30 protein-coding genes are annotated in these 26788 nt (G+C 62.1%); 22 read left to right on the top strand and 8 right to left on the bottom strand.

Annotated features, from left to right (window positions below; genetic code table 11):
• Nucleotides 1-922: 922 nt before the first annotated feature.
• The 12 genes from MU848_RS15355 to nhaA all read left to right on the top strand — a co-directional run bounded on the left by MU848_RS15355 (nucleotide 923) and on the right by nhaA (nucleotide 12331).
• The gene (locus tag MU848_RS15355) at nucleotides 923-1447 is read left to right on the top strand and encodes a curli assembly protein CsgF (protein WP_247233960.1); all 525 of its coding nucleotides are present in this window, start codon (nucleotides 923-925) and stop codon (nucleotides 1445-1447) included.
• A gap of 1 nt (nucleotide 1448) precedes the next feature.
• Complete coding sequence (locus MU848_RS15350) at nucleotides 1449-2519, top strand: CsgG/HfaB family protein (RefSeq protein ID WP_247233958.1); 1071 nt, start codon at nucleotides 1449-1451, stop codon at nucleotides 2517-2519.
• Between the two features lie 149 nt (nucleotides 2520-2668).
• The gene (locus MU848_RS15345; protein WP_247233956.1) at nucleotides 2669-4597 is read left to right on the top strand and encodes a hypothetical protein; all 1929 of its coding nucleotides are present in this window, start codon (nucleotides 2669-2671) and stop codon (nucleotides 4595-4597) included.
• A 76-nt stretch (nucleotides 4598-4673) separates the two neighbouring features.
• A complete protein-coding gene (locus MU848_RS15340) occupies nucleotides 4674-5867 on the top strand; it encodes a curlin repeat-containing protein (RefSeq protein ID WP_247233954.1) in 1194 nt (397 codons plus the stop codon).
• Between the two features lie 60 nt (nucleotides 5868-5927).
• Nucleotides 5928-7277, top strand: a complete 1350-nt coding sequence (locus MU848_RS15335) for a hypothetical protein (RefSeq protein ID WP_247233952.1) — start codon at nucleotides 5928-5930, stop codon at nucleotides 7275-7277.
• Nucleotides 7278-7319: 42 nt separating this feature from the next.
• The gene (locus tag MU848_RS15330; protein WP_247233950.1) at nucleotides 7320-8009 is read left to right on the top strand and encodes a hypothetical protein; all 690 of its coding nucleotides are present in this window, start codon (nucleotides 7320-7322) and stop codon (nucleotides 8007-8009) included.
• A 2-nt stretch (nucleotides 8010-8011) separates the two neighbouring features.
• Nucleotides 8012-8374, top strand: a complete 363-nt coding sequence (csgH, locus tag MU848_RS15325; RefSeq protein ID WP_247233948.1) for a curli-like amyloid fiber formation chaperone CsgH — start codon at nucleotides 8012-8014, stop codon at nucleotides 8372-8374.
• A gap of 105 nt (nucleotides 8375-8479) precedes the next feature.
• Nucleotides 8480-9178, top strand: coding sequence for a hypothetical protein (locus MU848_RS15320; protein WP_247233944.1), 699 nt, complete (start codon nucleotides 8480-8482; stop codon nucleotides 9176-9178).
• Between the two features lie 245 nt (nucleotides 9179-9423).
• Nucleotides 9424-10002: a helix-turn-helix transcriptional regulator gene (locus MU848_RS15315; RefSeq protein WP_247233942.1), complete on the top strand. Its 579-nt coding sequence runs from the start codon at nucleotides 9424-9426 to the stop codon at nucleotides 10000-10002.
• 133 nt (nucleotides 10003-10135) lie between these two features.
• A complete protein-coding gene (locus MU848_RS15310) occupies nucleotides 10136-10393 on the top strand; it encodes a hypothetical protein (protein ID WP_201513383.1) in 258 nt (85 codons plus the stop codon).
• A gap of 109 nt (nucleotides 10394-10502) precedes the next feature.
• Complete coding sequence (locus MU848_RS15305) at nucleotides 10503-10943, top strand: nuclear transport factor 2 family protein (RefSeq protein ID WP_247233940.1); 441 nt, start codon at nucleotides 10503-10505, stop codon at nucleotides 10941-10943.
• 191 nt (nucleotides 10944-11134) lie between these two features.
• Nucleotides 11135-12331, top strand: a complete 1197-nt coding sequence (gene nhaA / locus MU848_RS15300; protein ID WP_247233938.1) for a Na+/H+ antiporter NhaA — start codon at nucleotides 11135-11137, stop codon at nucleotides 12329-12331.
• Here the strand turns inward: nhaA and MU848_RS15295 are convergent.
• Nucleotides 12309-13619 (bottom strand): SLC13 family permease, encoded by a 1311-nt coding sequence (locus MU848_RS15295; RefSeq protein WP_097091108.1) that lies wholly within the window; start codon nucleotides 13617-13619, stop codon nucleotides 12309-12311. The genes nhaA and MU848_RS15295 overlap by 23 nt on opposite strands.
• 103 nt (nucleotides 13620-13722) lie before the next feature.
• Here MU848_RS15295 and MU848_RS15290 point away from each other — a divergent pair, with 103 nt between their 5' ends.
• On the top strand, nucleotides 13723-14598 hold the full coding sequence (locus tag MU848_RS15290; protein ID WP_247233936.1) for a hypothetical protein: 876 nt from the start codon (nucleotides 13723-13725) through the stop codon (nucleotides 14596-14598).
• Nucleotides 14599-14690: 92 nt separating this feature from the next.
• The gene (locus tag MU848_RS15285) at nucleotides 14691-15557 is read left to right on the top strand and encodes an SDR family oxidoreductase (protein WP_247233934.1); all 867 of its coding nucleotides are present in this window, start codon (nucleotides 14691-14693) and stop codon (nucleotides 15555-15557) included.
• Nucleotides 15558-15750: 193 nt separating this feature from the next.
• On the opposite strand, the gene MU848_RS15280 is transcribed toward MU848_RS15285, so the two are convergent.
• The 5 genes from MU848_RS15280 to MU848_RS15260 all read right to left on the bottom strand — a co-directional run bounded on the left by MU848_RS15280 (nucleotide 15751) and on the right by MU848_RS15260 (nucleotide 18066).
• A complete protein-coding gene (locus MU848_RS15280; RefSeq protein WP_097092705.1) occupies nucleotides 15751-16299 on the bottom strand; it encodes a hypothetical protein in 549 nt (182 codons plus the stop codon).
• A gap of 206 nt (nucleotides 16300-16505) precedes the next feature.
• A complete protein-coding gene (locus tag MU848_RS15275; RefSeq protein ID WP_097091105.1) occupies nucleotides 16506-16868 on the bottom strand; it encodes a winged helix-turn-helix domain-containing protein in 363 nt (120 codons plus the stop codon).
• A 42-nt stretch (nucleotides 16869-16910) separates the two neighbouring features.
• Nucleotides 16911-17159 carry a hypothetical protein gene (locus tag MU848_RS15270; protein ID WP_201513376.1) on the bottom strand — a complete coding sequence of 83 codons (249 nt, stop codon included), beginning with the start codon at nucleotides 17157-17159 and terminating at the stop codon, nucleotides 16911-16913.
• Nucleotides 17160-17268: 109 nt separating this feature from the next.
• Nucleotides 17269-17502 carry a hypothetical protein gene (locus MU848_RS15265; protein ID WP_247233932.1) on the bottom strand — a complete coding sequence of 78 codons (234 nt, stop codon included), beginning with the start codon at nucleotides 17500-17502 and terminating at the stop codon, nucleotides 17269-17271.
• 201 nt (nucleotides 17503-17703) lie between these two features.
• On the bottom strand, nucleotides 17704-18066 hold the full coding sequence (locus MU848_RS15260; RefSeq protein ID WP_247233930.1) for a UrcA family protein: 363 nt from the start codon (nucleotides 18064-18066) through the stop codon (nucleotides 17704-17706).
• A gap of 470 nt (nucleotides 18067-18536) precedes the next feature.
• On the opposite strand from MU848_RS15260, the gene uvrA reads away from it, so the two are divergent.
• The gene (uvrA, locus tag MU848_RS15255) at nucleotides 18537-21485 is read left to right on the top strand and encodes an excinuclease ABC subunit UvrA (protein ID WP_247233929.1); all 2949 of its coding nucleotides are present in this window, start codon (nucleotides 18537-18539) and stop codon (nucleotides 21483-21485) included.
• Here uvrA and MU848_RS15250 read toward each other — a convergent pair whose 3' ends face one another.
• The gene (locus MU848_RS15250) at nucleotides 21486-23093 is read right to left on the bottom strand and encodes a P-loop ATPase, Sll1717 family (protein ID WP_247233927.1); all 1608 of its coding nucleotides are present in this window, start codon (nucleotides 23091-23093) and stop codon (nucleotides 21486-21488) included.
• Between the two features lie 164 nt (nucleotides 23094-23257).
• Here MU848_RS15250 and relB point away from each other — a divergent pair, with 164 nt between their 5' ends.
• From relB to MU848_RS15220, 7 genes are all read left to right on the top strand, one after another.
• On the top strand, nucleotides 23258-23440 hold the full coding sequence (gene relB / locus MU848_RS15245) for a type II toxin-antitoxin system RelB family antitoxin (RefSeq protein ID WP_247233925.1): 183 nt from the start codon (nucleotides 23258-23260) through the stop codon (nucleotides 23438-23440).
• Entirely contained in the window at nucleotides 23440-23715 is a 276-nt protein-coding gene (locus MU848_RS15240; protein WP_247233923.1) for a type II toxin-antitoxin system RelE/ParE family toxin, read from the top strand. The genes relB and MU848_RS15240 overlap by 1 nt, the downstream gene beginning before the upstream one ends.
• 91 nt (nucleotides 23716-23806) lie before the next feature.
• Complete coding sequence (locus MU848_RS15235) at nucleotides 23807-24487, top strand: hypothetical protein (protein WP_380800979.1); 681 nt, start codon at nucleotides 23807-23809, stop codon at nucleotides 24485-24487.
• A complete protein-coding gene (locus tag MU848_RS19140; protein WP_380800977.1) occupies nucleotides 24474-24845 on the top strand; it encodes a hypothetical protein in 372 nt (123 codons plus the stop codon). The genes MU848_RS15235 and MU848_RS19140 overlap by 14 nt, the downstream gene beginning before the upstream one ends.
• A gap of 306 nt (nucleotides 24846-25151) precedes the next feature.
• The gene (locus tag MU848_RS15230) at nucleotides 25152-25364 is read left to right on the top strand and encodes a cold-shock protein (RefSeq protein ID WP_097092702.1); all 213 of its coding nucleotides are present in this window, start codon (nucleotides 25152-25154) and stop codon (nucleotides 25362-25364) included.
• Between the two features lie 70 nt (nucleotides 25365-25434).
• Nucleotides 25435-25695 carry a hypothetical protein gene (locus tag MU848_RS15225; protein ID WP_247233921.1) on the top strand — a complete coding sequence of 87 codons (261 nt, stop codon included), beginning with the start codon at nucleotides 25435-25437 and terminating at the stop codon, nucleotides 25693-25695.
• Nucleotides 25696-25996: 301 nt separating this feature from the next.
• Nucleotides 25997-26236, top strand: coding sequence for a hypothetical protein (locus tag MU848_RS15220; RefSeq protein WP_247233919.1), 240 nt, complete (start codon nucleotides 25997-25999; stop codon nucleotides 26234-26236).
• Between the two features lie 324 nt (nucleotides 26237-26560).
• Here MU848_RS15220 and MU848_RS15215 read toward each other — a convergent pair.
• Nucleotides 26561-26788, bottom strand: a 228-nt coding sequence (locus MU848_RS15215) for an electron transfer flavoprotein subunit alpha/FixB family protein (protein ID WP_247229678.1), incomplete at its 5' end; no start/stop codon positions are given.

Here is a 26788-nt window from a genome sequence, read left to right as displayed (position 1 = left end):
ACGCCCTGCTCAAAGCCGATCGATGCTGGACGCAATCTCCAGCTTGATCATCACGGATACTCTAGGTCGGCCAGACTATCTAATTATTTGGTGATTACCCGGTGATTACTCTTGCGAAAAAACCCCCCGATAACTCCGAATTATCCTTTTATTTTCATATAGATAGTTGAAAGTGAGCACGAAGTCTGGTACTTCCGCTACCGCCGCAAGTAAGGCGCTTACCACAGGGCAGGACAGGTCCTGTTGCCGCCTTTTATCGCTTCGACATGCATGCAGCGCGCCGCCGCAACAGCCGGAGCGCATCCCTGTCCATTGCTGCCATAAGGCCAATCATTGCCCGCCAATGGTCTTCGTCCCAACAGCCTGTACCAATTAGAGACGAAGAAGTTTTTTTGCTAAATAATCCTTGTCACCGTTAACTTTGTTCGCCCTAGGAAAGCCGTGGGTTTGAGCTTCCCAGCCCAGTATTTCCGGCTAAATCCGGGCGCTACTCAGGTGCCCCTACTCAATTTTGGGTATATATCATTCGTTAGGTCTTTGTTAATTGGCCCCTTAGCGAAGGGTAGACAATAAAAACGAGTCGCCACCCCTGCAGCCGACAATTGGATAGCGTGCCGCGGCGAAATTGCGGTCAATGTCCAGTTGCGCCGAAGTTGGGGGGAAGTGGTGTATGCGTAAGAAGAGCCTGATCGTTGGAGGATGCCCCGCATCCACCGATTTCCTGCCTGTTATTCCAGGAAACGATCACCCGTCATCCTGACGAAAATGATCCGGGCCTAGTTTTAGGGCTCCTCCTTTCAAATAGCTTCTGCCCCGAACACTTCACCTGTTCGGGCACCCATGACGCGTTCCTCATGCGTGGACCTGCAAAGGCCTCCACGGCCGTGCAGCACCTATGATGCAGTAATAAGGGGCTTGAATAGTGAAACATCTACGATTGGCCACGCTGGCAGTGATCGCGTTGGCGACACCCGCTTCGGCCCAGGAACTGAAGTTCGAGTTCCGAAATCCTTCCTTTGGCGGAAATCCCTTCAATTCCGACCATCTTCTCGCCACAGCGACAGCGCAACGCCCGCCCCAGAAATCAAATGGCGGCGATGGAACCGGCGAACTGACCGAGGCACAACTGTTCGCCCGGCAGATTCAAAGCCGTCTGCTCTCCGCCCTGTCTTCCAGCGTCGTTGAAGCCATTACGGGCTCCGATCCGGGGACTTCGGGAGAATTTACGGTCGGCGACCAGAAGATTTCCTTCGAACGGACGCTGAGCGAAATCCGCCTCAGCATCTTCGACAATTCGACCGGTGAGACGACGGACATCGTCGTCCCGGTGCTGACGCTCAACAACGCCAACGCGAATGCGGCTGCGGCATCCGCCATCGGAAACAACTCGGTGGAAAGCTCGCTGGCCGCCAGCCTCACCGGCAACACCAGTCTCACGGGGCAATAAGATGAGCATCAGGGGGAATATCGTGAAGCGTTCGGCTGCTGCTGCGCTCGTCGGCTGCATGGCGGCCACTCTTGGGGGTTGTTCGGTCCCGCACGAACTGGTGGCATCCGCCAGCTCCGCGCCGCAGATCGCGCACGTCACGCCTGTCCAGCGCGATCTCATCTACCTGCCGCCGCCGCCGCAGCCGGTGCCGATCGCGGTGTACAGCTTCACCGACCAGACCGGCCAGCTCAAGCCCTCGGAAAATATCCAGAGCCTGTCGCGCGCCGTGACCCAGGGCGGCACCAGCGTCCTCATCAAGGCGCTGCGCGACGCAGGCAATGGCAACTGGTTCACCGTGGTCGAACGCGAACGGCTCGACAACCTGCTGAAGGAGCGCCAGATCATCCGCGAAATGCGGCAGCGCTATTTGGGCGAGGCGGAAACGCCCTCCAGCGTACTGCCCTCGCTGCTCTTCGCCGGCATCCTGCTCGAAGGCGGCATCATCGGCTATGACAGCAACACCCAGACCGGCGGCATCGGCGCGCGCTTCCTCGGCATCGGCGGCGACATGCAATATCGCCAGAACACCGTCACCGTCTATCTGCGCGCCATCAGCGTGAAGACTGGCGAAGTGCTGGGCAATGTCGTCACGTCGAAGACGGTCGCCTCGGTCGCGCTCAACACCAACGTCTTCAAATTCGTCGAATTTGACGAGCTGCTAGAAGGCGAAGCGGGCGTGTCGGCCAACGAACCGATCCAGATCGCCACGCAGGCCGCCATCGAAAAGGCGGTCTACGCCCTCATCATGGAAGGCGCGCAGCCCGGCGGCCGCCAGCTGTGGAGCTTTGCCGACGCTGCTGCGGGCCAGACCTACCTCAACCATTATAAGGAAGAGAAGGAACGCGCCATCGCCGCCGCCTTCCGCCGCACGGGTCCCTACTACACCGACCCGATCGACGACCCGAAGAAAGCCGCACGCGCCAAGCCCGCAAAGCCCCAGGCCCGCGCATCCGGCACCCGTCAGGCCGCACCGGCCAAGGTCGCCGCCAACAACAAACAGAATTCCGCCGGCCAACCAGCCGCGCGGTGAACAAACTCGCCTCCCGAGCGGGGGCAGAGTGTGACGAGCGGGCAGGGACAAAAACCAGCCCCGCCCGCCCGGCGCTACCGATCTGGGGAGCCGGTAAGCCAAACCGCCGCACAACATCGCGGCATGTGAGTTGAAACAGGAGGATTAACATGATCAAGAAGCTTCTTATCGGCGCTTCGGCGCTGGCGCTGACGGCAGGTGCCGCCAACGCGCAGGCTGTTTTCGGCAAGAAGGACGGCTCGACCGTCAACAGCCAGATCGCAGCGGCACCCAGCGGTTCGACCAACTATTCGGACGTGCAGCAGCAGGCCAGCGACAACAGCGCGGTGGTCGATCAGACTGGCGGCGCTCGCAACACCTCGCGCGTCACGCAGGGCAACAGCGCGTCCAACTCGGGCAACAACGGCGCCAACATCGATCAGGATGGCCCCGGCGCGAACAACGCCAAGGTCGTGCAGGTCGGCACCAATGACAGCAACCTCAGCTTCCGCCCTGATCTCGCCGGCCCGTCGGCCGCCGAACTGAACGGCAAGACCCAGCGTGCGATCATCAACCAGCGCAATACGGTGAATTCCGGCTCCACCACCCTCCGCAACGACGCCGTCATTTATCAGGGCTCGGAAAACGCTGGCGGCCTGAACAACTATGCCAAGATCGACCAGACCGGCGTCGGCAACGATGCAGGCATTCAGCAGGGCGCGCTGGCAGCTGGCTACAGCAGCGAGCAGGACGGCCGCATGAAGGCGACCATCGCCCAGACCGGCAGCTTCAACACCGCCGAAACCGCCCAGGGCGAAATCGACAGCTCGTCGATCAACCAGATCGGTTCGAACAACCAGGCCTATGTCAGCCAGGATCCAGTTCTTGCCAACGGCCAGAGCAACCTGGACGCCTTCGGCCGCGTCAGCACGGTCGACCAGACCGGCATCGCCCATGAAGCCTACGTATCGCAGACTGGCCTCGAAGCCCGCAGTGACATCACGCAGACCGGCGCGAACAATGTCGCCAGCGTTCTGCAAAGCGGCGACATCAAGGACGGTGTCGCGGCCACCAGCAGCATCACGCAGGGCCTGATCGGCTTCAACGATGCCGACGTCCGTCAGACCGCCAATGCCAAGAGCGATGTGAAGCAGTTCGGTCAATTCAATGACGCGGACGTTCGTCAGGGCGGTTCGCAGGCAGATAGCCGCATTTCACAGGATGGCAGCCGTCATGATGCAGACGTAACGCAGAATGGCGACCGCGCCACCAGCAAGGTCACGCAGACCGGCGGATCGATCTCCCGCGGTGGCAACGACACCATTGTGCTTCAGACGGCCGATGCGGATGACGCGAAGAGCACCATCACTCAGGACGGAACCCGCAACTTTGCCAACGTGACGCAGAGCGGCGCATTCGCCATCAGCACCATCGACCAGATCGGCGATCGCAACAGCTCGACCGTTAATCAGGCTGCTGCGGCGAACAGCAAGGTCTATCAGAACGGCGGCTCGATCTCCGGCAATGCTGGCAACACCACCACGGTGACCCAGACTTCGAACGCTGGCGGTGCTAACAGTGATGTCGACCAGCGCGGCACGCGCAACGGCGCCACCGTTACGCAGTCGGGCGCTTTCGCTGCCAGCGAAATCGACCAGATCGGTGACAGCAACAATGCAACCGTCAGCCAAGCAGCCAAGGCGACCAGCACTGTCTATCAGAACGGTGGCAGCAATAAGGGCACCATCACCCAGACGGCGTCCGCAGCCAACGCCACCAGCACGCTGACCCAGCTCGGCAGCGCGAACGAAACGACTGTAAATCAGTCGGGTGCGAACGGCGAAAGCAAGGTCTACCAGAACGGCAGCAGCAACAAGGGCACGATCACGCAGGGTGCAGCCGCGACCTTCGCCTTCAGCGACCTGATGCAGAACGGCAGCAACAACACGGCCACCGTCTCGCAATTTGGCGCGAACGTCGACAGCATCATTGCCCAGGCTGGCACTGGTAACCTGTCGACCGTGACGCAGAATGTTGGCGGATCCTACAGCAACGTCTCGCAGACCGGCAACGGCAACGTCGCCACCGTTTCGCAGTAATCGCGCACAAGAAGTTGCGGGGCGGCGTCATGCTGCCCCGCATCCTTCTGCTCAGCAAAGCGGCCGCTTTGTTCAGGTGAAGGATGATCGGCCAGCCAAGGGCCAGAATGCCGAGAAGGAGCATGACATGCGGATGACAGGCAGTTGGACGCGCAAGGCGCGCTTGATCGCGGCGCTGGGTTCAGCAGCGATGGCTGCGGTCGCCACATGCTCCGGTGTGAACGCTCAATCTGTCGCCTTCATCGAGCAGGTGGGCGACTATAACCAGACCAGCATCGACCAGAGCGGCGCGACCGGATCAACCGCGCTGGCTCAGACGAAGGGGTCTGAGAACCTTCTCGACCTGACCCAAAGCGGCCGTGACAATCGCGCAGTCGTATCGGTTACCGGTAACCGCAGCGGGCGCGGAGACGCCCCCGGCGGAACTGGCCGGACCATGGCTTTCGCACCGAAGACCCTGTCGCCCTACGTCATTGGCAGCGAGAACAAGCAGAACAAAAGCAATAACGGCCAGGGCGATCCCTGCGGCGAGGGCAAGGGGCAAGGCACCGGCAACCCCTGCAACGGCAACAATGGCAATGACGGCGCCAACGGCAATGCCGGGCACAAGGATGCCGCGCTGACCACCTCCACCCTCACCCCAATCGCCAACCTCGAATCCGGCGTTATCCGCCAATCAGGCGAGCGCAACCTTGCAGGCGTTCTGATCAAGGGCGACAGCAACGACTTCCACGTGTCGCAGCTGGGCAACGACAACAAGGCGGCGCAGGCCATCTCCGGCTCATCCAACCAAGCCGCCATCGTGCAAGGCACGCCTGATGGCGCGCTTGGCAGCGACAACCGCGCCGTCCAGGTCCAGCGCGGATCGAGCAATTCCGCCTATGCTCATCAGGCAGGCAGCAACAATGTCGCCGCGCTCGTGCAGGCGGGGGGTCTCGGTGCGTCACCGACAACAGCCGAAGCGGCGCTGGCCGGCGCGGGCGGACTGGTCGGTGTTGCAGGCAGTGCCAACTACACCCAGTCGGCCGAAGCTGTCCTCGCTAGCTACAGTGCGCGTGGCGAGGGCACCGGGAATAGCATCACACTTCAGCAGAACGGCGACAACAACATCGCCCTGCTCGGTCAGTTCGGCAACGACAATAGCATCGCCCTGCGCCAGCCCGGCGACGCTTATGCCTCTATCACCCAGTTCGGCAACGGCCGCTCGATCGGGATCGAACAACAGGCCGGGACTAACGGTGTTTCACCCATCACAGTCACCCAATATTGACCGCTCGGCCCGATCTGACGGGCCAGCTCATCCAAACGCAGCGGGCTCAGGAGCAACAAGATGCGCAACAGGAACGATCTCTGGCTGCTCGGCGCGGCTGTTTCCTTGAGCCTGCCGCTGGCCACCCACGCCGTCGCCCAAACCATCACCGCAGGCGACGGCATCCTCGTCACCGACATCCAGATCGCCGACACGCCGCAAAGCTTCATCCAGGATCAGGTCCTCGCCAACGCGCTCGGCAAGTCGCAGGATGCGGGCCTCATCAGCGACAATGTGCCTGACCGCAGCGACGTGCGCGGCTTCAACAAGGGTGACGTTCGAGGCGCCATTATCTCCGCCTTCAACTCCAGCGCCTCGTCGATCATCGGCAATTTCAACCTTGATCAGGTGCCGGGGCTCCAGTTCACCACGCTCGGCAACAAGGCGGCGGTCGAGCAGGATGGCCTGCGCAACCTTGCCAATATCAACCAGGCTGCGGGGAATGCGGGCTGGTCCGTCGTCAACCAGGCGGGTGAGGACAATGCGACCCTCATCGAACAGGCCGACACCCGCGCACCGGGCCAGCGCTCGCTCAACCGCGCCTATGTCGGTCAGGTCGGGTCAGCGGTCGGCTCGGGCGGCCTGCTTTATTCCAACTATGGCCGCATCCAGCAGACCCACCGCAGCTTCGACTTGTCGGCAGGCGCGTTCAGCGGCAACAACCTCGCCAACAATGCGACCATTCAGCAGGGTGGCTTTCGCGACATCACGCTGCGCGAGGTTCCGGTCCAGTTCAACGCCGTCGCCGCGCGCAACGACGCCCTGATCGAGCAGGAGGGTGCGGAAAACGACGCCGTCATCCAGCAGGGCGCGGAAAGCCCCAATACCTTCGCCTTCGAAGTCGGCGACACGATCGGCCGAAACAACCGCGCCATCGTCCGGCAGGTCGGCTACGGCAACCGGGGCGTCATTCTTCAGGAAGACGACGCCAACGCCATCACTCACCAATATGGTTCCGACAATCTCGCCTTCGTCCGGCAGGATGGCGACGTCGTCGATGGCGGCCAATATAGCCTGATCGAACAGGGCCGCCTGGAGAATGGCGACGTGTCGGGCAACTTCGCCTCCGTGTTCCAGCGCGGCATCCTTCAGGAATCGACCATCCGCCAGAACAGCAACGGCAATGACGCCCATGTCTATCAGACCGCCGAGTCCGGCTATGCCAAATCCACGATCGAGCAGGGCGGCGGCAACGGCAATTACGCCAGCGTCCTGCAAAGCGCCGTCGCGGGCACCGTCGACATGGCGGTGGTCAGCCTGATCGCCCAGACCGGCGCCAGCAACGAAGCCTTTGTGTCGCAACGCACCGCCGGCAGCTACAGCAGCGTCGCCCAGACCGGCGACCGCAATTTTGCGCAGGTCCGGCAATAGGCTATATTGAAGCGGCACCCTGCGTCCTGAACCGTGAGCGAAATGTCTATGCGAACCCTATTGTTGATCACGGTTCTTCTGGCCGGGGGAACATCCGCGCTCGCCCAGCGGAGCGACCTGGCGGTTGAGCAGCTGCCAACCCATTCTTCAGGCCGCGCCGTGCCACAAGTCGGCGCGGCAAGCGCCTCGGACCAGATCTCGTCGAGCGCTTCCCAGGCCCCCGCGCTTCAGGGCCAGCTCTCCTCATCGCGCACCGGCCGCGAGCCAGCATTGCGCCAGATCGCCCCCCGCGCCGCCGGATCTGCCCCAACGCCCCAGCTCGCCGACCGCAACGTCAACCCCGGCATCAACGCCCTGCCCCCGGGGCTGGTCGACGCCTGCGCCCGCGCGGCCGAAGGCAGGGGCGAACCGCCCAAGGGCGTGGACTGCAACAGCGTGATCGAGGCTGCGCCGCCCCCGCCGCCAATATCCGCGGAAGAAGCCCTGCTCACCAGCGATGAAGAGCGGGCGTCGCAGCGCGTCGCCAGCGAACAGCAGTCACGCGGCCGCGCGCCCGATGCCGGAGAGGTCGCGCGGCGGCTGAGCTCCGGCGACGTTTCCAATTCGCCCGTGGCGCAGGCCGTCGCGGCGCAGGCGGCCTCGGACTCGATCGCCAATTCGACGCCCGCCCCCAATGGCCAGCCCGTCATCGTACCCGGCGGCGGTTCCGTCGTCGTGCCGGGAAGGAATTGAACATGATCCGCACGATCGCGCCCCTGCTAGCTGGAATGCTGATGACCTTCACCGCCCACGCCGCCGAACCCGAACTGAAGGCGCGCATCCTGGTCGAGGACGCGCCCAATGCCGCGAAACGGTTCGTAGGCTATGTCACGGCGCAACAGCCGTTCGAAGGCCGCTATGAACTGATCGGTGAAAAGAAAGGCGTTGCCGGCAATGCAAAGGTCAAGCAGGCAGGCGTGGTAAAGGCTGCCCCGCATCAACTGGTGCGCCTTTCCCATCTGGCTTTTGGTTCGATCGCGGCGGACGACCATTATACGATCCAGCTCAAAATCTATCGCGGCAAGGACTTGGCCGCCCAGGACCAGATCGTCAAATAGCCGCTAACACTTTGTTATGCATAACAGCCTACTAACGCTGAACTAACGATATCTTCACGGCCCAGCCCATAAACCTACCTCCGGGGACATATGCCGGAGGACGTAATGGCGCACACATATGGACGGGTTGATGGCAGGAAGTGCCTCGCGATTTTGGGCCTGTCGGCCGCGCTTCTTTACCAGGGTTCCGCTTTCGCCGCGCAATCGGATATATTGATCGATCAGATCGGCCAGCGCCCTGCCTGGTCTTCCCCGATCGTCGGACAGATCGTTTCGCCCACGGCTGGAAACGCGTTCGTGTCGCAGGCTCAGCCGGAACAGCAGGCGATCGACGCCGCTTTCCAGGCCAATTCGGGCGGCCTGTCCTTCGCTCAGGCTGCGAGTGCTGACCAGCTTTCTCAAAATCTCTCCTCATCGGGCGCGCCCGTCGAAATGGCTTTCCTGGGCTACGGCCTGGATCTTGGACGGTATCTGCGCAGCGGCACCGGCTCCTACGAAGCCACGGACGCGCAGGGCAACAGCCTGCAGCAGGATTGGCGCGGCGAAGGCAATATCCAGTTCGCCTTGCAGGAAGGCTCGAACAACCGCGCCGTCCAGCAGCAATATGGCGTCGGCAATGTCTCCGTCCTGCTTCAGCGCGGCACCGGCAATGTCGGCGAAATCCTGCAATCCTCGACGCAGGGCGTCGCCACATTGCTGCAATCCGGCGACCGCAACAGCGCCACGATTGTCCAGGGAACAGCGGCCAGCTTCGCCAGCGTCTCGCAAAGCGGCATCGCCAACATCGTCGCGATCCGCCAATAAACGCCGCATAACCGTCCACGGCAAATGGGCTCAGCTGCTTTCGTGAGGGGAGCAACTGAGCCCACTTGGACGAGCCAGATCAAGTAAGGCGAGATCCTAGTAGAAGATTTTCCAGATCTCTGAAATATTACCGCCCGGTCATTTTCTTGAAATTCAAATATAGAATTGGTCCCGATCGTTAAGATATTGCCACGCATCTTTTTACCTTTTAGGGCATTTCCGTCTTCAGTTTTTACTGTTCGGCTATGGTGGGGATGCTGCAAACCAGTCTTGAGCCTTTCGATGCGCTCGCCCTCGGGTGGATCTCCGCTGACTTCAGAGGACGTCTCATCATTGATTCACTATATCACATCCAATGGTGGAATGATGAGGGCAGACGCGCGATAGAAGCCAGTGAGATATTGCGCGAAGAAGCAGGGCAACTGCTAGTCGACGCCAGCCTCCGCACCAAATTCTCATCCTTTTTGTCCGATCTCAAATCGCAAACCGAAACCGGAATACTGACCGTCAAGGATGGCGACGGCCATTTCGTGATGTTTGGTCATCATGAACCCTCGACCGGCATGTTCTGCCTCGAAGTCAGCTGCTCCCATGCCGAAAAGCGCATCATGTTCGCCGATTTCGGAAGTATCTACGGATTGACCGAAAGCGAAACGCAAGCGGCTCTGGCGCTGTTTCGGGGCAAGACAGTCGTGGAAATCGCGCAAGACCGGAACGTATCGGTCGACACGGTTCGCACCCAGGTCCGAAAATTATACGGAAAGATCGGCGCCCAGTCCCGCGAGAAACTCTTCAAGATGCTGATGCCCTTCCGTATCACCTGATGAGCGGCCATATCTGTTCTCCCGGGCCGTTTATCGCCCGACGCGCCTGCCTCCTCGCTTGGCGAAGGTCCGCTTTCCTCCTTCCTATTCTTCCCAAATCCGATAGGGACGATGATCAAACTGGAGCTGTTCCATGACCGATCACCCCACATCCGCCATCCCTTGGGATCAGCCTGCAACCTTGATCGACCTTGAAGGACGGGCGCCGCTCATCGGCACGATCCGCGACTGCGCCCAACATTTCGCCATGTTCAAACCGCACGCGCGCGAACAGGCGCGCGTCCTTCTTACCCAGCCTATCCATCGGATCGGCCGCAAGACGCGTACCTGGGTCCTTGAGCCCTTCGAAATCGAGCAGTTGGCCGACCGGTTGCGCACGGAAACGCACTGACGGCTGCGCTCCGTGATCGCGCAACACGCATTTACGGCGCTGTTTGCGAAGGCCGATCCTCCGCCTATTGTCGATTCCATTGGAGATGATGCCAAAGGAAAGGATGTCGATGAACCTGGAAATCTTGCTGGCGGAGCGGGAGATCGGACGCGCGCTCTATGCCTTCGCCCGCGCCATGGATGAGCGCGACTGGCAGGCGATCGGCTCTGTCATGGCAGAGGATGCAACCGCCGACATGGGAACAGGCCCGCTCAACGGCCGTGACGAAGTGATCGCGCTGATGCGCTCCTTCCTCGACGATTGCGGGCCGACCCAGCATCTTCTGGGTAACCTCGTCATCGATGTCACCGGGGATCAGGCGACCAGCCGCTGCTATGTCACCGACATGCACAAAGGCATGGGCGACAAGGGACACCTGACCTTCTCCACCCTCGGCGAATATCATGATCGCTGGCAGAAGGTGGACGGCGGCTGGCGCATGGTTCACCGCACCAAGCTGAACCGCGCCCATATCGGCAGCATCGAAGTGCTGGGGCCGGGCCCGGCCTGATCTTTTTAGCAAGAATCGGCTGGCACCCCGGTCGCTCGTCCTCTCGCAGACGGGCAGCCCTCCTCCACATTGGCCGCTAGAGCGCGCTGCGTTTAATCGGACGCAGGTCGCGCGCTCAAATTTTTGTTATCGCATCCTTTCAAGCGCGAAACCGGTTCCCACCTTTGCGCACGATGCTCTAGGAACCTCCCATGAGCGTTCCTTCCCTTGTCGCCCGCCCCCTCTCCATGATGCGCGCCTTCCTTGCGGCGGAAGCGGCTGGCGGCATCATCCTGATAGGCGCGGCGGCCTTGGGAATGCTGATCGCCAACTCCGCCCAGTCGGCCACCTATTTCCATACGCTCCACATCGATATCGGCGGGCTCAGCCTGCTGCACTGGATCAACGATGGCTTGATGGCGCTCTTCTTCCTGGTGGTGGGGCTGGAGATCAAGCGGGAGGTTCTGGACGGACAGCTCGCCCGATGGCCCGATCGCCTGCTGCCGGGGCTCGCGGCGGCTGCGGGCGTCGTCGTCCCCGCCCTCATCTACATCGCCATCAATCGGGGGGACGCGATCGGCATGCGCGGCTGGGCGATTCCCGCTGCGACCGACATCGCCTTCGCCCTCGGTGTGCTGGCCTTGCTCGGCCGCCGCGTGCCGGGGTCGCTCAAGATCTTCCTGACGGCCGTCGCAATCATCGACGACCTGATCGCCGTCCTCATCATCGTGCTTTTCTACAGCGAACAACTGAGCCTGCTGCCCCTCGCCCTGGCCGCAGCGGGCCTCGTCTGCCTCGCCCTCTGCAATCGCGCTGGGGTCAACCAGCTCTGGCCTTATCTGCTGATCGGCCTCTTCGTCTGGTTCTGCGTCCTTCAATCCGGCATCCATGCCACGCTGGCAGGCGTCGCCGTCGCGATGACCATCCCCTTGGCGCGCACGCCCGCCGCGCCCGACGACCAGCATTCGCCCCTGTCCCGGCTGGAACATGGCCTCCATCCCTGGGTCGCCTATGCCATCGTGCCGCTGTTCGGCTTCGCCAATGCGGGCGTGGCATTGACCGGCTTTTCCTTGCCCGACCTTGCAGCGTCCGTGCCGCTCGGCATCGCGCTCGGCCTCTTCGCTGGCAAGCAGGTCGGCATCTTCGGCGCGGTCTGGCTCCTCTCCCGCCTCGGCTGGGTCAGCCGCCCGGCGCATGCCAGCTGGACGCAGCTCTACGGCGTCGCCCTGCTCTGCGGCATCGGCTTCACCATGAGCCTTTTCATCGGCGGCCTCGCCTTTGCCGCCCACCCCCATGAAAGCGACGCTGCCAAGCTCGGCATCCTGCTCGGCTCGCTTGCGTCAGCCACCGCCGGTTACCTCCTGCTACGGCTGGCGCCCGGCCCGATCAGAACGGAAAGAACACGCTGATCGCAGCAATCGCGACGACACAGGTGATGATGTTGAGCGGCAGGCCCACCCGCACGAAATCCATATATCGGTATCCGCCCATCTGATAGACGATGACATTGGTCTGGTAGCCAAAGGGCGTGGCGAAGGCGGCGCTTGCCGACATCATCACCGCGACCAGGAACGGCCGGGGACTGACCGCCAGGCTATCGGCCAGCGCCACCGCGACCGGCGTCACCAGCACCGCCACCGTCGCGTTTGACAGCAGCTCCGTCAGCACCATCGTGACAAGATACAGCACCACCAGCGCGATCAGCGGGCTCAGCCCATGAACGCTGCCGATCAGCATGCGCGAGGCATCCGCCGCCAGCCCGCTCTGTTCCATCGCGATGCCGATCACCACCATGCCGGCGATCAGGATCAGGATCTGCGGCCGCAGCCCGCTATAGGCCTCGTCCGCGCTGATCACCCGCAGCAGGATCAGCAACACCGCCCCTGCAAAGGCGCTCGCCGCGATCGGCGCGACATCGATCGCCGCCAGCCCGACCGCCGCCGCGAACACGCTGAGTGCGATCGCCGCCTTTGCGGGGTTCAGCGGCCGGGGCTCGGCGAACACCGCCGGGTCGCCCACCTGCGCGCTGTACACATGGGACGCGTCGATCGGCTGCGCTTCCCCTTCCCGCTCGTCTGCTTCATGCCGTCCGCCCAGCAGCCTCTTGCTGAACAGGAACAGGTACAGCCCGCCCGCCAGCGCCATCGGCACGCCCACCGGCGTAATTTCGAAAATGCCGAAGCGCGGCTGCCCGGCCACGCTGGCCATATCGTCGACCAGCAGGTTGGTGGACGTCCCGATCAGGGTGCAGCATCCGGTCAATATGGTGATGTAGGACAGCGGCATCAGGAACCGCTTGGGCGACAGGCGCAGCGCATTGGCGACGTCGCGCACCACCGGCGCGCCCAGCACGACGATCGGCGTCGAATTAAGGAAGCAGGACACCGCGCCGATCATCGACAGCAGCAGCCACATGCCGGTCGCGCCCATCCGCTTGCACATCGACACCGCCATGGCGATCGCCCGGTCGAGCAGGCCCGACAGCTCCAGCGCATAGGCAATGACGAACAGCGACGCGAGCGCGATGATCGCCGGGCTCGCAAAAGCGCCCTGCACATCGACGGGCCGCACGACGCCGGTCATCAACAGCACCGCCGCGCCGGACAGGGCGACGACATCGGCGCGCACCTTGTCCCATATCAGCGCGGCGACGACGGCGGCCAGCACCAGCAGCGTCAGAACTTGGTCAATCGTCATGCGCCCCCTGCCTCGTGCCTGCTGCCGCCCCTGTCAACGCAGCAAGGCGGAAAAAGGGCGATTATCCTCTGGAGAAGGAGGACTTTTTTGCTATCAAAGGCTTATGCGTGAACCCAGTGCCCGGACCAGCCGGCTCGCCATAGCCGCGGGGTTGGCCGCTTTCATCGCCATCGGTGCGGGGGGCTTCCTGCTGGGCCGCGCCACCGCGCCCAAGGCTCCGCCGCCCGCCCCCGCGCCCGTCGCGGTCATTCCGCCGCCCATCCCCGTCCTGCCGCAATCGCCCCGCCTCTGGGGCCGTGCGGAGATCACCGATCTCGCCCGCCGCGCCGCCGATGCCCTGTCGTCGGGCAAGCCGCTGCCCGATGACCTCGCCGGGGCGGTAGGGCAGCGGTTCGAGCTTTCCCTTCCCTTCGGCTGTTCCGGGGAGGCGGACGAGGATAGCGCCGTCCCCATGCGCTGGCGCTATGATGAGGCGGCGGGAGTCTTGCGCGTCCATGCCATGCCGGTCACGTGGAAGGCAGCCGACTTCGAACTCCCCCCCGGCGGCGACGGCTATGCCGAGGGGTTCTGGATGGAGCGCCCCTGGTCCACCAGCGACGAATGCCCCGCCGCGCCCAGGACAGCCTCTCCCGATCAGCAAGCCCCTGCGCCAGCACCCGATCAGACTCTCGCCCTCGCCCAATTCGGCCAGAATGACGGCAACGACCTCTGGCGCCAGGGCCGCCCTTTCGAGAAGGTGCTGCGCCTCGCCCCGGAAGATTTCGCCCCTTCGCGCGGTCTCAGGCTCCGCCTGATCGGCCGGATCGAGCAGGTGCCGGGCAACGGCCCCGTCCACTGCGTCCAGCCGTCAGGCGTGGAACAGCGCCCCGCCTGCGTCATCGCCGTCTCCTTGCGCGAAGTGCGCATGGAAATGCCGGGCGCCGACGCACCGCTCGCCATCTGGGAAAATCGCGGCGCGGCGGGCTCCGCCGGGCACTGAAAGCCACCCGTTCACCCGATCTCGCGCTCCGGCTCACAACACCATGAACCATCTCCCCTGCCAAAGTGTTGGCCGGGAAAAGGAGATGCGCCATGTCCGACACCCAGTCCGACAATCATGAAGAGATGATCCACGAAGACGGCTTGCCCGGTCACGAAAGCAAGCTGGAGCCCAAGCCCGAATGGGAACCCCGCTATCCCGGCTCCGGCCGCCTCGCGGGCAAGGTCGCCCTGATCACTGGCGCGGACAGCGGCATCGGCCGCGCGGTCGCCGCCCTCTACGCCCGCGAAGGCGCGGACATCGCCATCCTCTACCTCTGCGAACATGACGACGCTAAGAAAACCGCCCAGATCGTCGAAGCTGAAGGACAACAGGCCCTTACCATCGCCGGAGACATTGGCGAAAAATCCTTCTGCGACGATGCCGTGAAACAAGTCATCGACCGTTTCGGCCGCCTTGACATCCTCGTCAACAATGCCGGTGAACAGCATCCCGATCAGGACATCACCGACATTACCGAGGAACAGCTGCGCCGCACCTTCCAAACCAACATCTTCGGCATGTTCTTCCTGACGCAAGCTGCCCGCCCGCACCTCAAAAAAGGCGCGGCGATCGTCAACTGCACCAGCGTCACCATGTATCAGGGCTCGTCGGAACTGCTCGATTATTCGAGCACCAAGGGTGCGATCACCGCCTTCACCCGCAGCCTGTCGGAAAATCTGGTGAAAGACGGCATCCGCGTCAACGCCGTCGCCCCGGGCCCCATCTGGACCCCGCTCAATCCATCAGGCGGCGCAAGCCCGGAAAAGCTCGAACATTTCGGCGAATCCGTACCCATGGGCCGCCCCGGCCAACCCAACGAAGTCGCCCCCGCCTTCCTCTTCCTCGCCTGCGAGGACTCCAGCTACATGTCGGGACAAGTCCTGCACCCCAATGGCGGCACGATCGTGAATGGGTAAGTGAAACAGGTAAGTCCCTCTCCCCTTCAGGGGTCGGCTAGAGGCACGTGACTCTGGCCGAGGTGCCGAGCGCAGCGAAGGCGGGAGAGGGGCCCGTGAAGCCGACGGCGCTCATTCCCCTCTCCCAGCCCTCTCCCCTAAAGGGGAGAGGGAGAAGGCCAGCGACCTCCGCCTGCGGGAGGGAGACAGAAGATCAGTTCGCCTTGCTCAAATCCACCTTCTCCACCCACTCAGGGTAGAATGTCGGCTCCCGGTTCGACCAGCCCACCGCCGTAGCCGCAGCTTCGCTGATCGACTGCAACAACGCCCGGCGTTTCTCGGGATGGAGATGCGGCAGGCTCGCCGCCGCGCAGAAGGCCCCTGGCAACCATGGCCGGGCCCCCGCCCCCAACAGCCGCTCATACAGGAAGCGATAAGCGGAAAAGCTGCTCAGCCGGTCCTGCCCCAGGTCGAATGCGGAAATCGTCACCAGCGGCGCCATGAACGGCTCCATCTGATCGAGGCCGCTATCGTCGGGCACTCGCGCCTTGATCTCGTCCAGCCGCCCGTAAATGCGGGCCTGCGCGCGGATGCTCGCTTCCTCCACCATGTCGCGCGACCATAGCTTCATGGCGTCGCGGCGGTGGAGGCCGATGTCCAGCGATCTGCGGATGTAGCGCTGCGTGGCAGACGGGAAACTGGCGAATTCGCGCAATTCAGCCAGGGTGATTGCCCCGTCAGCCGGTCTTGCATTGGTGCCCATGCTCTTGCCCTCCGACTTCAAGTCGATCGGCAGATCATGCGCCTTTCATGGTTACTGAAAGATTAAGCGCCGGTTCTGCCGACAACTATAAGGAATCACGTTTCTTTGTGCGCTGCAACATGTAATTTTTGTGATTGCGCCGAATGGAAACGCGTGGGCATCCTCTCCGTTCATCCCAGCGACGAAAGATAGGATAGCGCAGACAGTTAATTTTCCCTCATCGGCAGCGGCGCGCCCCGCAACTCCCGCGCCAGGTCGGGCCAGTGCGACCGTCCCGCCGCGCTCGCCGCGGCCTTCTGCAATCCGCGATATTGGGAAAGCACGCTAAGCCCCAGTTCCGTCAGCACCGCGCCTTCGCTCGACGTCGCCACCAGTGGCGCAGACCAGCACCGGTTCATCACGTCCACCAGCATCCAGCAGCGGCGATAGCTCATCTTCAGCTTCCGCCCGGCCGCCGAAATCGATCCCTCGCTGACGATCGCGTCGAGCAGGTCGGCCTTGCCCGGCCCCATGGCGATCTCGTCGCCACAATAAAGCTGTATCTTGATCTTGAGGCCCGGCCCGCTCATCCGCTCTCTATGGCATGGGCGGGCCGCACCGCCAATGCCGCGTCAGGGCCGCCGTTCCAGCACCGCGCCGATCATGCTGCGCCACACGGCAACGTCGCCCGCCTGCGCCATCTGCTCATCGGGTTCGCGCAGCGTGTGGAGGATCGCATAGGCATCATCCACATGGTCCTGCCAGCTCGCATCCACCGCGCCCGACGCGTGCGGATCGCTGCCCTCGCCATTCAGGCTCAGCTGGCGTCCGGCCAGCACCCGGGCAATGCGTTCGATCGCGGGAGTAGCGGAAGTCGGCATCAATAAGGCTCCTCTCACCTTTTTCAGCGTCGTGCGCTCGGCGAACCGCCCGGCCACCGCCGATCCGGTTCGCCTCGCCCATCGATCATATCATCAATATCGCCGCCGTCTATCGCCCGGCCTTCTCATCCTCATCATCTTCTTCCTGGAAGCCCGATGAAGGAACCGGATCGCCATGATCGCCCGGCTTGGTCGCCGATGGCGGATCGGACGCATCCATGCTGTCCATCAATCCTTCTTCCAGCTGCTCCTCGGCGGTGACGGCATGGTCCTGCGCATCCGTGGGGCGCTCATCATGCGCCTCTTCACGGCTGTTGGGACGAATATCGGTCTTGTCGCTCATCTTTCTCTCCTTGGCGCAGCGAACACCGCGCGCCACGCAGGATCAACGGCCATTCCCGATGGCCGGTTCCAAGGGAGCATCTTCATACAGACAGCTTCAGACTAGCTTCATTGTCCCCCCTCCCGCAAGCGGGAGGGCGTTAGGGGGTGGGCCTGCGCAACGCCAGCGACGAAGAGCTGGTCACCCTTTAAACGCGGACGCTCAATTCCCCGCGCCCGGCACCTTGTCCTTGCCAACCTCAGCAAAGCGGCTCGCATCCCCGCCCTGCGCCTTTGCGATCGCGATAGCCATCGGCTCACGGACATGATCCACCGCCGCGATCTGGCAGGCGCGCAGATCCTTCATCGTACGCCCCGGACAGACCTTCACGGCAGCGCGGCGGACACGCGCGGTCAGCTCCCGCTGACCCGACTTCTTCGACAGGTCCAGATCGCCATAGCGCACCTCCACGGTACGGCCGTTGGATTCGAACGGAATGGCGCCAGCCTGTGCCGCCGCGCCCATGAACAGGGTCGCAGACAAAGCGGCGAGCAACGCGCCGCTGCGCTTGGCAAAAAAAGTCATGATTGGTCCCCCTCAATTGAACTGCTGCGGCCTTGTCGCTCTTGAAGGCGACCTTGCCCGCGATCAACCGGAGGGCTGGGACCCGTCAGTCCTTCCGGCGGGTGCCGAAATACTCCCAACAAAAGCAGCTGTCGACCCGGAAAAGCCTTGTTGTCGTAGCGTAAAACACCGTTCACCGAAATCGGCGTGAACAGTAAAACGCCCCCGGCGCAAGGGATGGCCGGGGGCGTATCCGGGATGCTGTCGGGCTATCCGGGATCTCTTCTGTCTCTGGACTCGGAAGACGCCGCCGTTACGGCCTTCCCATGAAGTTCCTTATACACCTAAACAGGTTAATTTCGCTTTCTCTTTCGACGATCCGCCGCACGCTCGCGCCGGAAAGCATGCCCCGCTTGCGAGCCGCCGCCCGCTATCCCATATCCGCGCGATAAACTTGCCCCATCAGAACAAATCTGGAACAACACGCCCCCATGAGTCTGACCACAATCTCCGTACGCGGCGCGCGCGAGCATAATCTCAAGGGCGTGGACGTCGATCTCCCCCGCGACAGCCTGATCGTCATCACCGGCCTGTCCGGCTCGGGCAAATCCTCCCTCGCCTTCGACACCATCTATGCCGAAGGGCAGCGTCGCTATGTGGAGTCCCTCTCCGCCTATGCGCGCCAGTTCCTGGAGATGATGCAGAAGCCGGATGTCGAGCATATCGACGGCCTCTCCCCCGCCATCTCGATCGAACAGAAGACGACCAGCCGCAACCCGCGCTCCACCGTCGCGACCGTCACTGAAATATACGACTATATGCGCCTCCTCTGGGCGCGTGTCGGCATCCCCTACTCCCCCGCGACCGGAGAACCGATCAGCGCCCAGACCGTCAGCCAGATGGTCGACCGCGTGATGCAACTTCCGCAAGGCACCCGCTTCTACCTCCTCGCCCCCGTCGTCCGCGGCCGCAAGGGCGAGTATAAGAAGGAACTGCTGGAGTGGCAGAAGGCGGGCTACACCCGCGTCCGCATCGACGGCGAAATGTACCTGATCGAGGAAGCCCCCGCCCTCGACAAGAAATACAAACATGACATCGAAGTCGTCGTCGACCGCCTCGCGGTAGACGCGGACATGTCCACCCGCCTAGCCGACAGCTTCGAACAGGCGCTAAAGCTCGCCGACGGCTTGGCTTATGTGGACCTGGCCGACGGGACCGTGGCCGACATTCTCCCCTCCCCTTCAGGGGAGGGGCCGGGGGTGGGGGCTATCCCCAAGCGCGAAGGCACCCTGAAAGGCGCCGAAGTCCCCCCCAACCGCATAGTCTTCTCCGAAAAATTCGCCTGCCCCGTCAGCGGCTTCACGATTCCCGAGATCGAGCCCCGCCTCTTCTCCTTCAACGCCCCGCAAGGCGCCTGCCCAGCCTGCGACGGCCTCGGAGAACGGCAGGAGTTCGACCCCGAACTCGTCGTCCCTAACGAACATCTCACGCTCAAGAAGGGCGCCATCGTCCCCTGGGCCAAGTCCAACCCGCCCAGCCCCTACTATATGCAAGTCCTCGGCTCCCTCGCCAAGGAATTCGGCTTCAACCTCGAAACCCCGTGGCAGGACCTCCCGCCAGAGGTCAAAATCATCATCCTCCACGGCACCGCAGGCAAACCCGTCACCCTCAAATTCGTCGATGGCAAGAAGAGCTACGAGGTCAAAAAAGCCTTCGAAGGCGTCATCGGCAACCTCAACCGCCGGCTCCTCCAGACCGACTCCGCCTGGATGCGCGAGGAGCTGTCCAAATACCAAACCGCCATGCCCTGCGAGACCTGCCACGGCGCCCGCCTCAAACCCGAAGCCCGCGCCGTCAAGATCGCGGGCGAGGACATCTCCATGTCCACCCGCCGCTCGGTGGTGGACGCGCTCGGCTTCTTCTCCACCCTTCCCGCCCAGCTCACCGACCAGCAGAACCAGATCGCCAAGGCCATCCTCAAGGAAATTGTCGAGCGGCTCGGCTTCCTCAACAATGTCGGCCTCGACTATCTGAACCTCGACCGCACCAGCGGCACCCTGTCAGGCGGCGAGTCCCAACGCATCCGCCTCGCCTCGCAGATCGGCAGCGGCCTGTCGGGCGTCCTCTACGTCCTCGACGAACCCAGCATCGGCCTGCACCAGCGCGACAATGACCGCCTGCTCGTGACCCTCAAGCGCCTGCGCGACCTCGGCAACACCGTCATCGTCGTGGAGCATGACGAGGACGCGATCCGCATGGCCGACTATATCGTCGACATGGGACCGGGCGCAGGCGTCCACGGCGGCACCATCGTCGCGCAGGGCACCCTCAACGAACTGCTCGCCCACAAGGACAGCCTGACCGCAGATTACCTCAACGGCACCCGCCGCATCGAAGTCCCCAGTAAGCGCCGCAAGGGCAATGGCAAGAAGCTCACCGTCCACAACGCCCGCGCCAACAACCTGCAGAACGTCACCGCCAGCATCCCGCTCGGCACCTTCACCTGCATCACCGGCGTGTCAGGCTCGGGCAAGTCCAGCTTCACCATCGACACCCTCTACGCAGCGTCGGCCCGCACCCTCAACGGAGCCCGCATCGTCGCTGGCCCGCATGACAAGGTGACGGGCCTTGAACATTGCGACAAGGTGATCGACATCGACCAGTCGCCCATCGGCCGCACCCCGCGCTCCAACCCGGCGACCTATACCGGAGCCTTCACCAACATCCGCGACTGGTTCGCGGGCCTCCCCGAAGCGCAGGCGCGCGGCTACAAACCCGGCCGCTTCTCCTTCAACGTCAAGGGCGGCCGCTGCGAAGCCTGCACCGGCGACGGCCTGCTCAAGATCGAGATGCACTTCCTCCCCGACGTCTATGTCACCTGCGACGTCTGCCACGGCGCGCGCTACAATCGCGAGACGCTGGAGGTGAAGTTCAAGGGCCACAGCATCGCCGACGTGCTCGACATGACGGTCGAGGACGCGGTGGAATTCTTCAAGGCCGTCCCCCCCATCCGCGACAAGATGGCGATGCTCGCCGAAGTCGGCCTCGGCTATATCAAGGTCGGCCAGCAGGCCACCACCCTGTCCGGCGGCGAAGCCCAGCGCGTCAAACTCGCCAAGGAACTCTCCCGCCGCGCCACCGGCCAGACCCTCTACATATTGGACGAGCCCACCACCGGCCTCCACTTCGAAGACGTCCGCAAACTGCTCGAAGTCCTCCACGCCCTGGTCGAACAGGGCAACAGCGTGGTCGTGATCGAGCATAATCTGGACGTCATCAAGACCGCCGACTGGATCATCGACATGGGCCCCGAAGGCGGCGTCAAGGGCGGCGAAGTCGTCGCCGAAGGCACGCCGGAGAAGGTGGCGAAGAACGCCCGGAGCTTTACCGGGCGCTACTTGGCACCGCTGTTGGGGTTGGAGGCTGTGGCGGCGGAGTGATCAGATCAATCTTCGTGGATCTGTGTATTTCCCTAAAGCTTTGAATAACATAGGGTGGATAGCAAATGTAGTTTCGTCCGTTACCTTATTGTATTGCAATGTAGGCTGATTTTGGAAGCTCCACGCATATGGAGCGCCATCTCTTGTTTTTAAACCCAATGCGCCAACGCTATATAATACCTCGAATACTTTTTTTCTCATCTCGTCCCATGTACTTTGGCTACTTAGAATTAGATCGCATTGCTTCCGGAACACTCCATAACCGTTCTCGTCGGATTCGTCGCACATCAGAGTTAAACAGGCGTTCTCCATGATTTCTTGCGTCAAATCCTTCGCAGAAAAGCGAGGGTCAACTGCTGAAAGGCATTCGAGAACGCCTTCCAAATCACCGTAGGCCTCACGCCATTCGTCAGCCAGTGACCTAAGCCTGTTTTGAGAATACGCATCTTCCGCTTGGCGGATCGTACGGTGAGTTATCGAGGTTTGGCCTGCGGCATCTTCTAAACACTGATTCACGAAGGCTATTACATCTCTGGGCCTTTGGAGGGTTCTTTCAAACATATAGGAGAAAGCATCTGTGTCACCCACCTTCTTAGAGAATATATCGTAAAAAGATGCAGATGAATTGGTGTACTGCTGCTTAAAGAGGAGCGAAATTCTTTTATCCGAAAGCTCCTTCAATTGGCTTTCGCTCCACCGCAACCTCAGATACATATCTTCATACTTCTCCTGCTGAAACCCCGCAGAAGTTGTATGGGACAAAACACTTTCAAGAAGATCTGCTCTTAAGCTAATTACAATTTTAAGATTTGGAACTTTCTTAAATTTCTTGATGGTCTCAATCAGTGCACGAATTAACTTAAATCGAATGGAATCATGCACCCATCCAGTGTCGAGATCATCAATAACAATGTAAAATCGCTCTTGATCGTCATCAAATACATCCTCAGACAGCAAGTCCATCACAGCATTCAGCTCTTGCAGCTGAACTCCGTTAACCACCCTCTGCGCCTTACTCACAATTTCTGTAGTCTGCTGAATTGACTCGAGGTTTTTATCCTTCATGTCAGCAGTCAGCTTCGTCTTGAAGGCCTCAATATTGATACCGATTTGGTCCTCGAAGCCTTTTTCAATTTTAGTTACGACTTCTCGGACACGCTCCTCGGTGTCCGCCCAGAAAGAGTCTCCATATTCAAATAGGTAATTGATCGCTTTCTGCTTCTTGGGATTCCCCATCAGTTTTTGCCGCAGGGTTGCAATCCAGCTTTTTGAAGTCGCCTCATCGTTCAATTGCTTCTTCATCTTTATCAATTCAACCGCCAAAACATGGCGCCACAGCAATTGATAAAATACGTTTAAATCAATTCCCAGACTATCGAAGAACTGAATGATCGTAGAGTTACTGATGTAATTCAAGGATAGTGACTCAGGATCTATTTTGATGACATTCTCCTCTTCCTCTTGAAGAGAGAGAAGCAATGCGCTTTTTCCTGACCCCGTTCTGCCTACGACAATACATTTCGGGCTCCACATTGATCGAAGATCGTTCAATGCCCCGGTCGATACAAAGCAACTACGAAGAAAATTTTCATCGTCCTCGGCGGACATCGATCCGATTGCCAACCCCTGTCTTAAAACATACGCCACAGATAACCCCCTGAAAATATGCCTATGTTTTTATTAGTGGAGAGTAAGAAGTAAATATATTTTCTCATGATTGCCGTGGCCGCTGGCTGATTGGCACCGGTCCACATCGCTGATATTCTCTGCCCATGACCAAACTCACCCCCATCGAGTCCGAGTTCGCGACGACCGAGGAAGCCGAAGCCTATGACGCTTGGCTCCGCTCGGAAATCGAAGCGTCATTGGCCGATCCCCGGCCCAGCATCCCGCACGATCAGGTCATGGCAGAGCTACGCGCGATCATCGCGGCCAAGAAATCCAGCCAAGCATAATGCCGCACATCATCTGGCGTCCGAAGGCGCGCGAGGATGCGCGCCAGATCGTTGACTATATCTCAGATCGCAATCCCCCCGCAGCCGCTCGGCTCGCTGAACTGATCGAATATGCTGCCGAACGATTGGCCGATCATCCCTATATGCACCGAGCCGGACGCGTTCCCGATACGCGCGAGGCGATCATCACCCCCAACTATATGCTCGTCTATCGCGTCGGCACCGAAGTCATAGAAATATTGGCCGTCAAGCACACCCGCCAGCAATATCCCTGACGCCGTCCGCCGTTCCCATTTTGTTCTGTCCTACAACCCCTCACCTTTGATACCGTCCCGGCAAACCCTCCCCTAAAGCGGAGCTTTGCCCATGTCCTACCACTTCCCCCCGCTCCCCACTGCCACCGAGCAAATCCGCGCCGACGGCTGGAGCCCCGCGCGGCAGCGGCAGTTTCTGGAAACCCTCGCCGCCACCGGCGTCATCACCACGGCTTGCGACGCCGTCCACATCTCCCCCCGCGCCGCCTATGCCCTGCGCATCCGCCGCGACGGCGCGGCCTTTCGCCTTGGCTGGGACGCGGCCATCCTCATCGCCCGCGCGCGCCTCGCCGACGAACTGCTCGCCCGCGCCCTCAATGGTCATGAGGAAGTGATCCACAAGGACGAAGACACCATCACCCGCCACCGCCACGACAACCGCCTCGCCATGTCTATGCTCTCCCGGCTCGACCGCATGGCCGACAGTCCGCCCGAAGGCAGTGACGCCGCCCTCGCCCGCGTCGTGGCGCAGGATTTCGCCGCCTATCTCGACATGCTCTGCCCGGGGGAGCCGTCAGGCCAATCCGCGCCCGACCAAGCCCCGGCGCCGCAGGATCAGCCCGGCCTCGCCCCGCCCTCACCCCCCCATCGCGTCGGACATGGACGAAGCCTCCTCACACGACGCCAGCCTGCGCGATCCCGCGCTTGGGGCCTGCATCGAAGCCACCGCCACCGCCCTCTCTCCCGGCGCTTCCGCCGCGCTCTTCATCGCCGCCCGCATGGCGCTGCATGACGGCAAAAGGGCCGCCAATGCGGGTCACGCCCACCCCTTCCATGAACAGTGTGAACTTCGCCCGCCGCTGGTCGATCGCGCCACCCTTCCGCCCGACGAAGCCGCCGCCCGCCTGCGCGGCGCATGGTGGGATGAGGAGCGCGAAGCCTGGCGCACCGACTATCCCGCCCCGCCCGGCTTCGTCGGCGAAGAGAGCGGCGACATCTACGACATAGACGGTTATGAGCGCGACCTGACCCCTCAGGAAAGCGAAGCCCTGGCCGCGCTGGAGGAAGCCCAGCGCCGCCCCTATGAAGCCGCCGCCGCATTGGCGCGGGACGCCTTTTTCGGTTTCACGGCGTTGGAACAGGCGGGGTGATGGGATGGCAGGAGGCTTGCGGCAAATTCACCGTGCTCCTGCGTAGGCAGGAGCCTAGTCCAGACGCTGAGTTTCCAAACAAGGGCGGAACTGGGTTCCTGCCTTCGCAGGAACACGCTCTACCATTTCAGCACCCCAGCAATCCCCCGCCCTTGCAATCCGCCCACACCCTCCCCACATCTCCACTGCTACAGACGCAAATCGACGGTCTTTCGGCGCTTTGCGGCACCAAACTTCCTTCTTTCCCTGCCCCTCTAGCGACCGGTCCGTCCACGCTGGATGGGCCGTACGAACGAAGGAACTACCATGAGCATCACCGGAACCGTCAAATTCTTCAACGCCGACAAGGGCTATGGCTTCATCGCCCCTGACGACGGCACCCCCGACGCGTTCGTCCACATCACCGCTGTCGAGCGCGCTGGCCTTGCCACGCTGCGCGAAAAGGACCGCGTATCCTATGATCTGGAACAGGACCGCCGCGGCAAGATGGCGGCCGTCAACCTTCAGCACGCTGAATAAGCCTCTGCCGAACCGTCCGGGCGCGGCTTTCAGCAGCGCCCGGGCACCATTTTTCGAGAAAGGAGCGCCCATGACCCACCCCGACTATCGCGCCCTCGCCGCCCAGGCCCGCAGCGAAGCGGACGCCGCCACCCTCGCCAATGTCCGCGACCGCTGCCTCCGATCGGAAGCCGGCTTCCTCGCCATGGCAGAGCGGCAGGACCTCGCCGACCGCAACCGCGCCCGCCGCGAAGCCGCCGCCGCCGCGCTCACTGAAGAAAATGCTGCCGCTGCGCCGTCCGACGAGGCTTCTAACGAATTGCGGCCCCACCAGGCCCCCGCCGACGCCTGATCATAGCGGGGCCATGCTGCCAACCTCCCCTGGCCGGCGAAGGCAGGGCGCACCTCCTACGCATTGCGGGCCACCGCGCGACGGCTCACCCCGCCGCTCCCGATGATGGCGGCGATGCTGGCAACAGCCTCCCCAAATCGCGCTTTTCCGCCATTTCGCTTGAGCCGCTCGCAATCGCCATCCGGAAATCGCCACAGCCGCTCATCTTGTCGATTACTCCCAAAGCACCCGGAACTCGACGCCTCCTGACCGGTTATCCCCGCGAACCTCGCAGATATTATCCGGTAAGGAGCTACACCAAATGATCCGCACTCTGATTTTCGGCGCCATCGCCGGTTATGTCGGCAAGAAACTGTATGACGAAGGCAAGCTGACCGAGTTCAAGGACGACCTCGTCGGCCGCTACAATCAGGTACGCGGCGACCTTTCCAGCCGTACCGGCAGCTCCAGCAGCAGCAGCCTGAGCGGCAGCGACATGTCCCCCGCAGTCACCCCCACCGCTCCGCGCCAGACGCCGTCCAGCTCGCCCCTCGTCAGCTGAACGGAACAGCGTTCCGCCGCGCCCTTACATCCCAGCGGCGCGGCGCTGGCTGACCGGCGGCAAAACCGCTGATCGACGTCACGTCGAAGGCTGACGCTTTCAAAAATTCTCTTCCGGCGGCTCATCCCTCTGGCCGCTGGCCACCGCCCGCCCGGCCCCGCGTTCTCCCCCCTTTCGCGGCGCTGTGGCGGGCGGACTAATGCCCGCCCTCTCCGCAATCGCGCGATGCCATCCTCTCCGAACGCAAAAAAGGGCGCAGCCCCGCCACGCCCTTTCAATGCCGAAACAGCGACCGGAGAGAGCAAGCTCCCTCCGGCACCATAATCACAGCTTGCCAGTCAACTCCGGCACGACCTTGAACAGGTCACCGACCAATCCGATGTCCGCCACCTGGAATATCGGCGCGTCCTCGTCCTTGTTGATGGCGATGATGGTCTTGCTATCTTTCATCCCCGCCAGATGCTGGATCGCCCCGGAAATGCCCACAGCGATGTAAACTTCCGGCGCCACGATCTTGCCCGTCTGCCCGACCTGATAGTCATTCGGCACATA

It is taken from the genome of Sphingobium agri (assembly GCF_023051225.1).
GTDB classification, from domain to species: domain Bacteria; phylum Pseudomonadota; class Alphaproteobacteria; order Sphingomonadales; family Sphingomonadaceae; genus Sphingobium; species Sphingobium agri.
The sequence above is the reverse complement of the archived record's forward strand: the minus strand, read 5'-3'. Positions and strand labels throughout refer to the sequence as shown.

What these genes read in the sequence shown, in the direction of transcription:
- MU848_RS15350 (WP_247233958.1), top strand. Translation starts at nt 1,449, where the DNA reads ATGAGCATCAGGGGGAATATCGTGAAGCGTTCGGCTGCTGCTGCGCTC.
- MU848_RS15345 (WP_247233956.1), top strand. Translation starts at nt 2,669, where the DNA reads ATGATCAAGAAGCTTCTTATCGGCGCTTCGGCGCTGGCGCTGACGGCA.
- MU848_RS15335 (WP_247233952.1), top strand. Translation starts at nt 5,928, where the DNA reads ATGCGCAACAGGAACGATCTCTGGCTGCTCGGCGCGGCTGTTTCCTTG.
- MU848_RS15330 (WP_247233950.1), top strand. Translation starts at nt 7,320, where the DNA reads ATGTCTATGCGAACCCTATTGTTGATCACGGTTCTTCTGGCCGGGGGA.
- csgH (WP_247233948.1), top strand. Translation starts at nt 8,012, where the DNA reads ATGATCCGCACGATCGCGCCCCTGCTAGCTGGAATGCTGATGACCTTC.
- MU848_RS15320 (WP_247233944.1), top strand. Translation starts at nt 8,480, where the DNA reads ATGGCGCACACATATGGACGGGTTGATGGCAGGAAGTGCCTCGCGATT.
- MU848_RS15315 (WP_247233942.1), top strand. Translation starts at nt 9,424, where the DNA reads ATGGTGGGGATGCTGCAAACCAGTCTTGAGCCTTTCGATGCGCTCGCC.
- MU848_RS15310 (WP_201513383.1), top strand. Translation starts at nt 10,136, where the DNA reads ATGACCGATCACCCCACATCCGCCATCCCTTGGGATCAGCCTGCAACC.
- MU848_RS15305 (WP_247233940.1), top strand. Translation starts at nt 10,503, where the DNA reads ATGAACCTGGAAATCTTGCTGGCGGAGCGGGAGATCGGACGCGCGCTC.
- nhaA (WP_247233938.1), top strand. Translation starts at nt 11,135, where the DNA reads ATGAGCGTTCCTTCCCTTGTCGCCCGCCCCCTCTCCATGATGCGCGCC.
- MU848_RS15295 (WP_097091108.1), bottom strand. Translation starts at nt 13,619, where the DNA reads ATGACGATTGACCAAGTTCTGACGCTGCTGGTGCTGGCCGCCGTCGTC.
- MU848_RS15290 (WP_247233936.1), top strand. Translation starts at nt 13,723, where the DNA reads ATGCGTGAACCCAGTGCCCGGACCAGCCGGCTCGCCATAGCCGCGGGG.
- MU848_RS15285 (WP_247233934.1), top strand. Translation starts at nt 14,691, where the DNA reads ATGTCCGACACCCAGTCCGACAATCATGAAGAGATGATCCACGAAGAC.
- MU848_RS15280 (WP_097092705.1), bottom strand. Translation starts at nt 16,299, where the DNA reads ATGGGCACCAATGCAAGACCGGCTGACGGGGCAATCACCCTGGCTGAA.
- MU848_RS15275 (WP_097091105.1), bottom strand. Translation starts at nt 16,868, where the DNA reads ATGAGCGGGCCGGGCCTCAAGATCAAGATACAGCTTTATTGTGGCGAC.
- MU848_RS15270 (WP_201513376.1), bottom strand. Translation starts at nt 17,159, where the DNA reads ATGCCGACTTCCGCTACTCCCGCGATCGAACGCATTGCCCGGGTGCTG.
- MU848_RS15265 (WP_247233932.1), bottom strand. Translation starts at nt 17,502, where the DNA reads ATGAGCGACAAGACCGATATTCGTCCCAACAGCCGTGAAGAGGCGCAT.
- MU848_RS15260 (WP_247233930.1), bottom strand. Translation starts at nt 18,066, where the DNA reads ATGACTTTTTTTGCCAAGCGCAGCGGCGCGTTGCTCGCCGCTTTGTCT.
- uvrA (WP_247233929.1), top strand. Translation starts at nt 18,537, where the DNA reads ATGAGTCTGACCACAATCTCCGTACGCGGCGCGCGCGAGCATAATCTC.
- MU848_RS15250 (WP_247233927.1), bottom strand. Translation starts at nt 23,093, where the DNA reads ATGTCCGCCGAGGACGATGAAAATTTTCTTCGTAGTTGCTTTGTATCG.
- relB (WP_247233925.1), top strand. Translation starts at nt 23,258, where the DNA reads ATGACCAAACTCACCCCCATCGAGTCCGAGTTCGCGACGACCGAGGAA.
- MU848_RS15240 (WP_247233923.1), top strand. Translation starts at nt 23,440, where the DNA reads ATGCCGCACATCATCTGGCGTCCGAAGGCGCGCGAGGATGCGCGCCAG.
- MU848_RS15235 (WP_380800979.1), top strand. Translation starts at nt 23,807, where the DNA reads ATGTCCTACCACTTCCCCCCGCTCCCCACTGCCACCGAGCAAATCCGC.
- MU848_RS19140 (WP_380800977.1), top strand. Translation starts at nt 24,474, where the DNA reads ATGGCGCTGCATGACGGCAAAAGGGCCGCCAATGCGGGTCACGCCCAC.
- MU848_RS15230 (WP_097092702.1), top strand. Translation starts at nt 25,152, where the DNA reads ATGAGCATCACCGGAACCGTCAAATTCTTCAACGCCGACAAGGGCTAT.
- MU848_RS15225 (WP_247233921.1), top strand. Translation starts at nt 25,435, where the DNA reads ATGACCCACCCCGACTATCGCGCCCTCGCCGCCCAGGCCCGCAGCGAA.
- MU848_RS15220 (WP_247233919.1), top strand. Translation starts at nt 25,997, where the DNA reads ATGATCCGCACTCTGATTTTCGGCGCCATCGCCGGTTATGTCGGCAAG.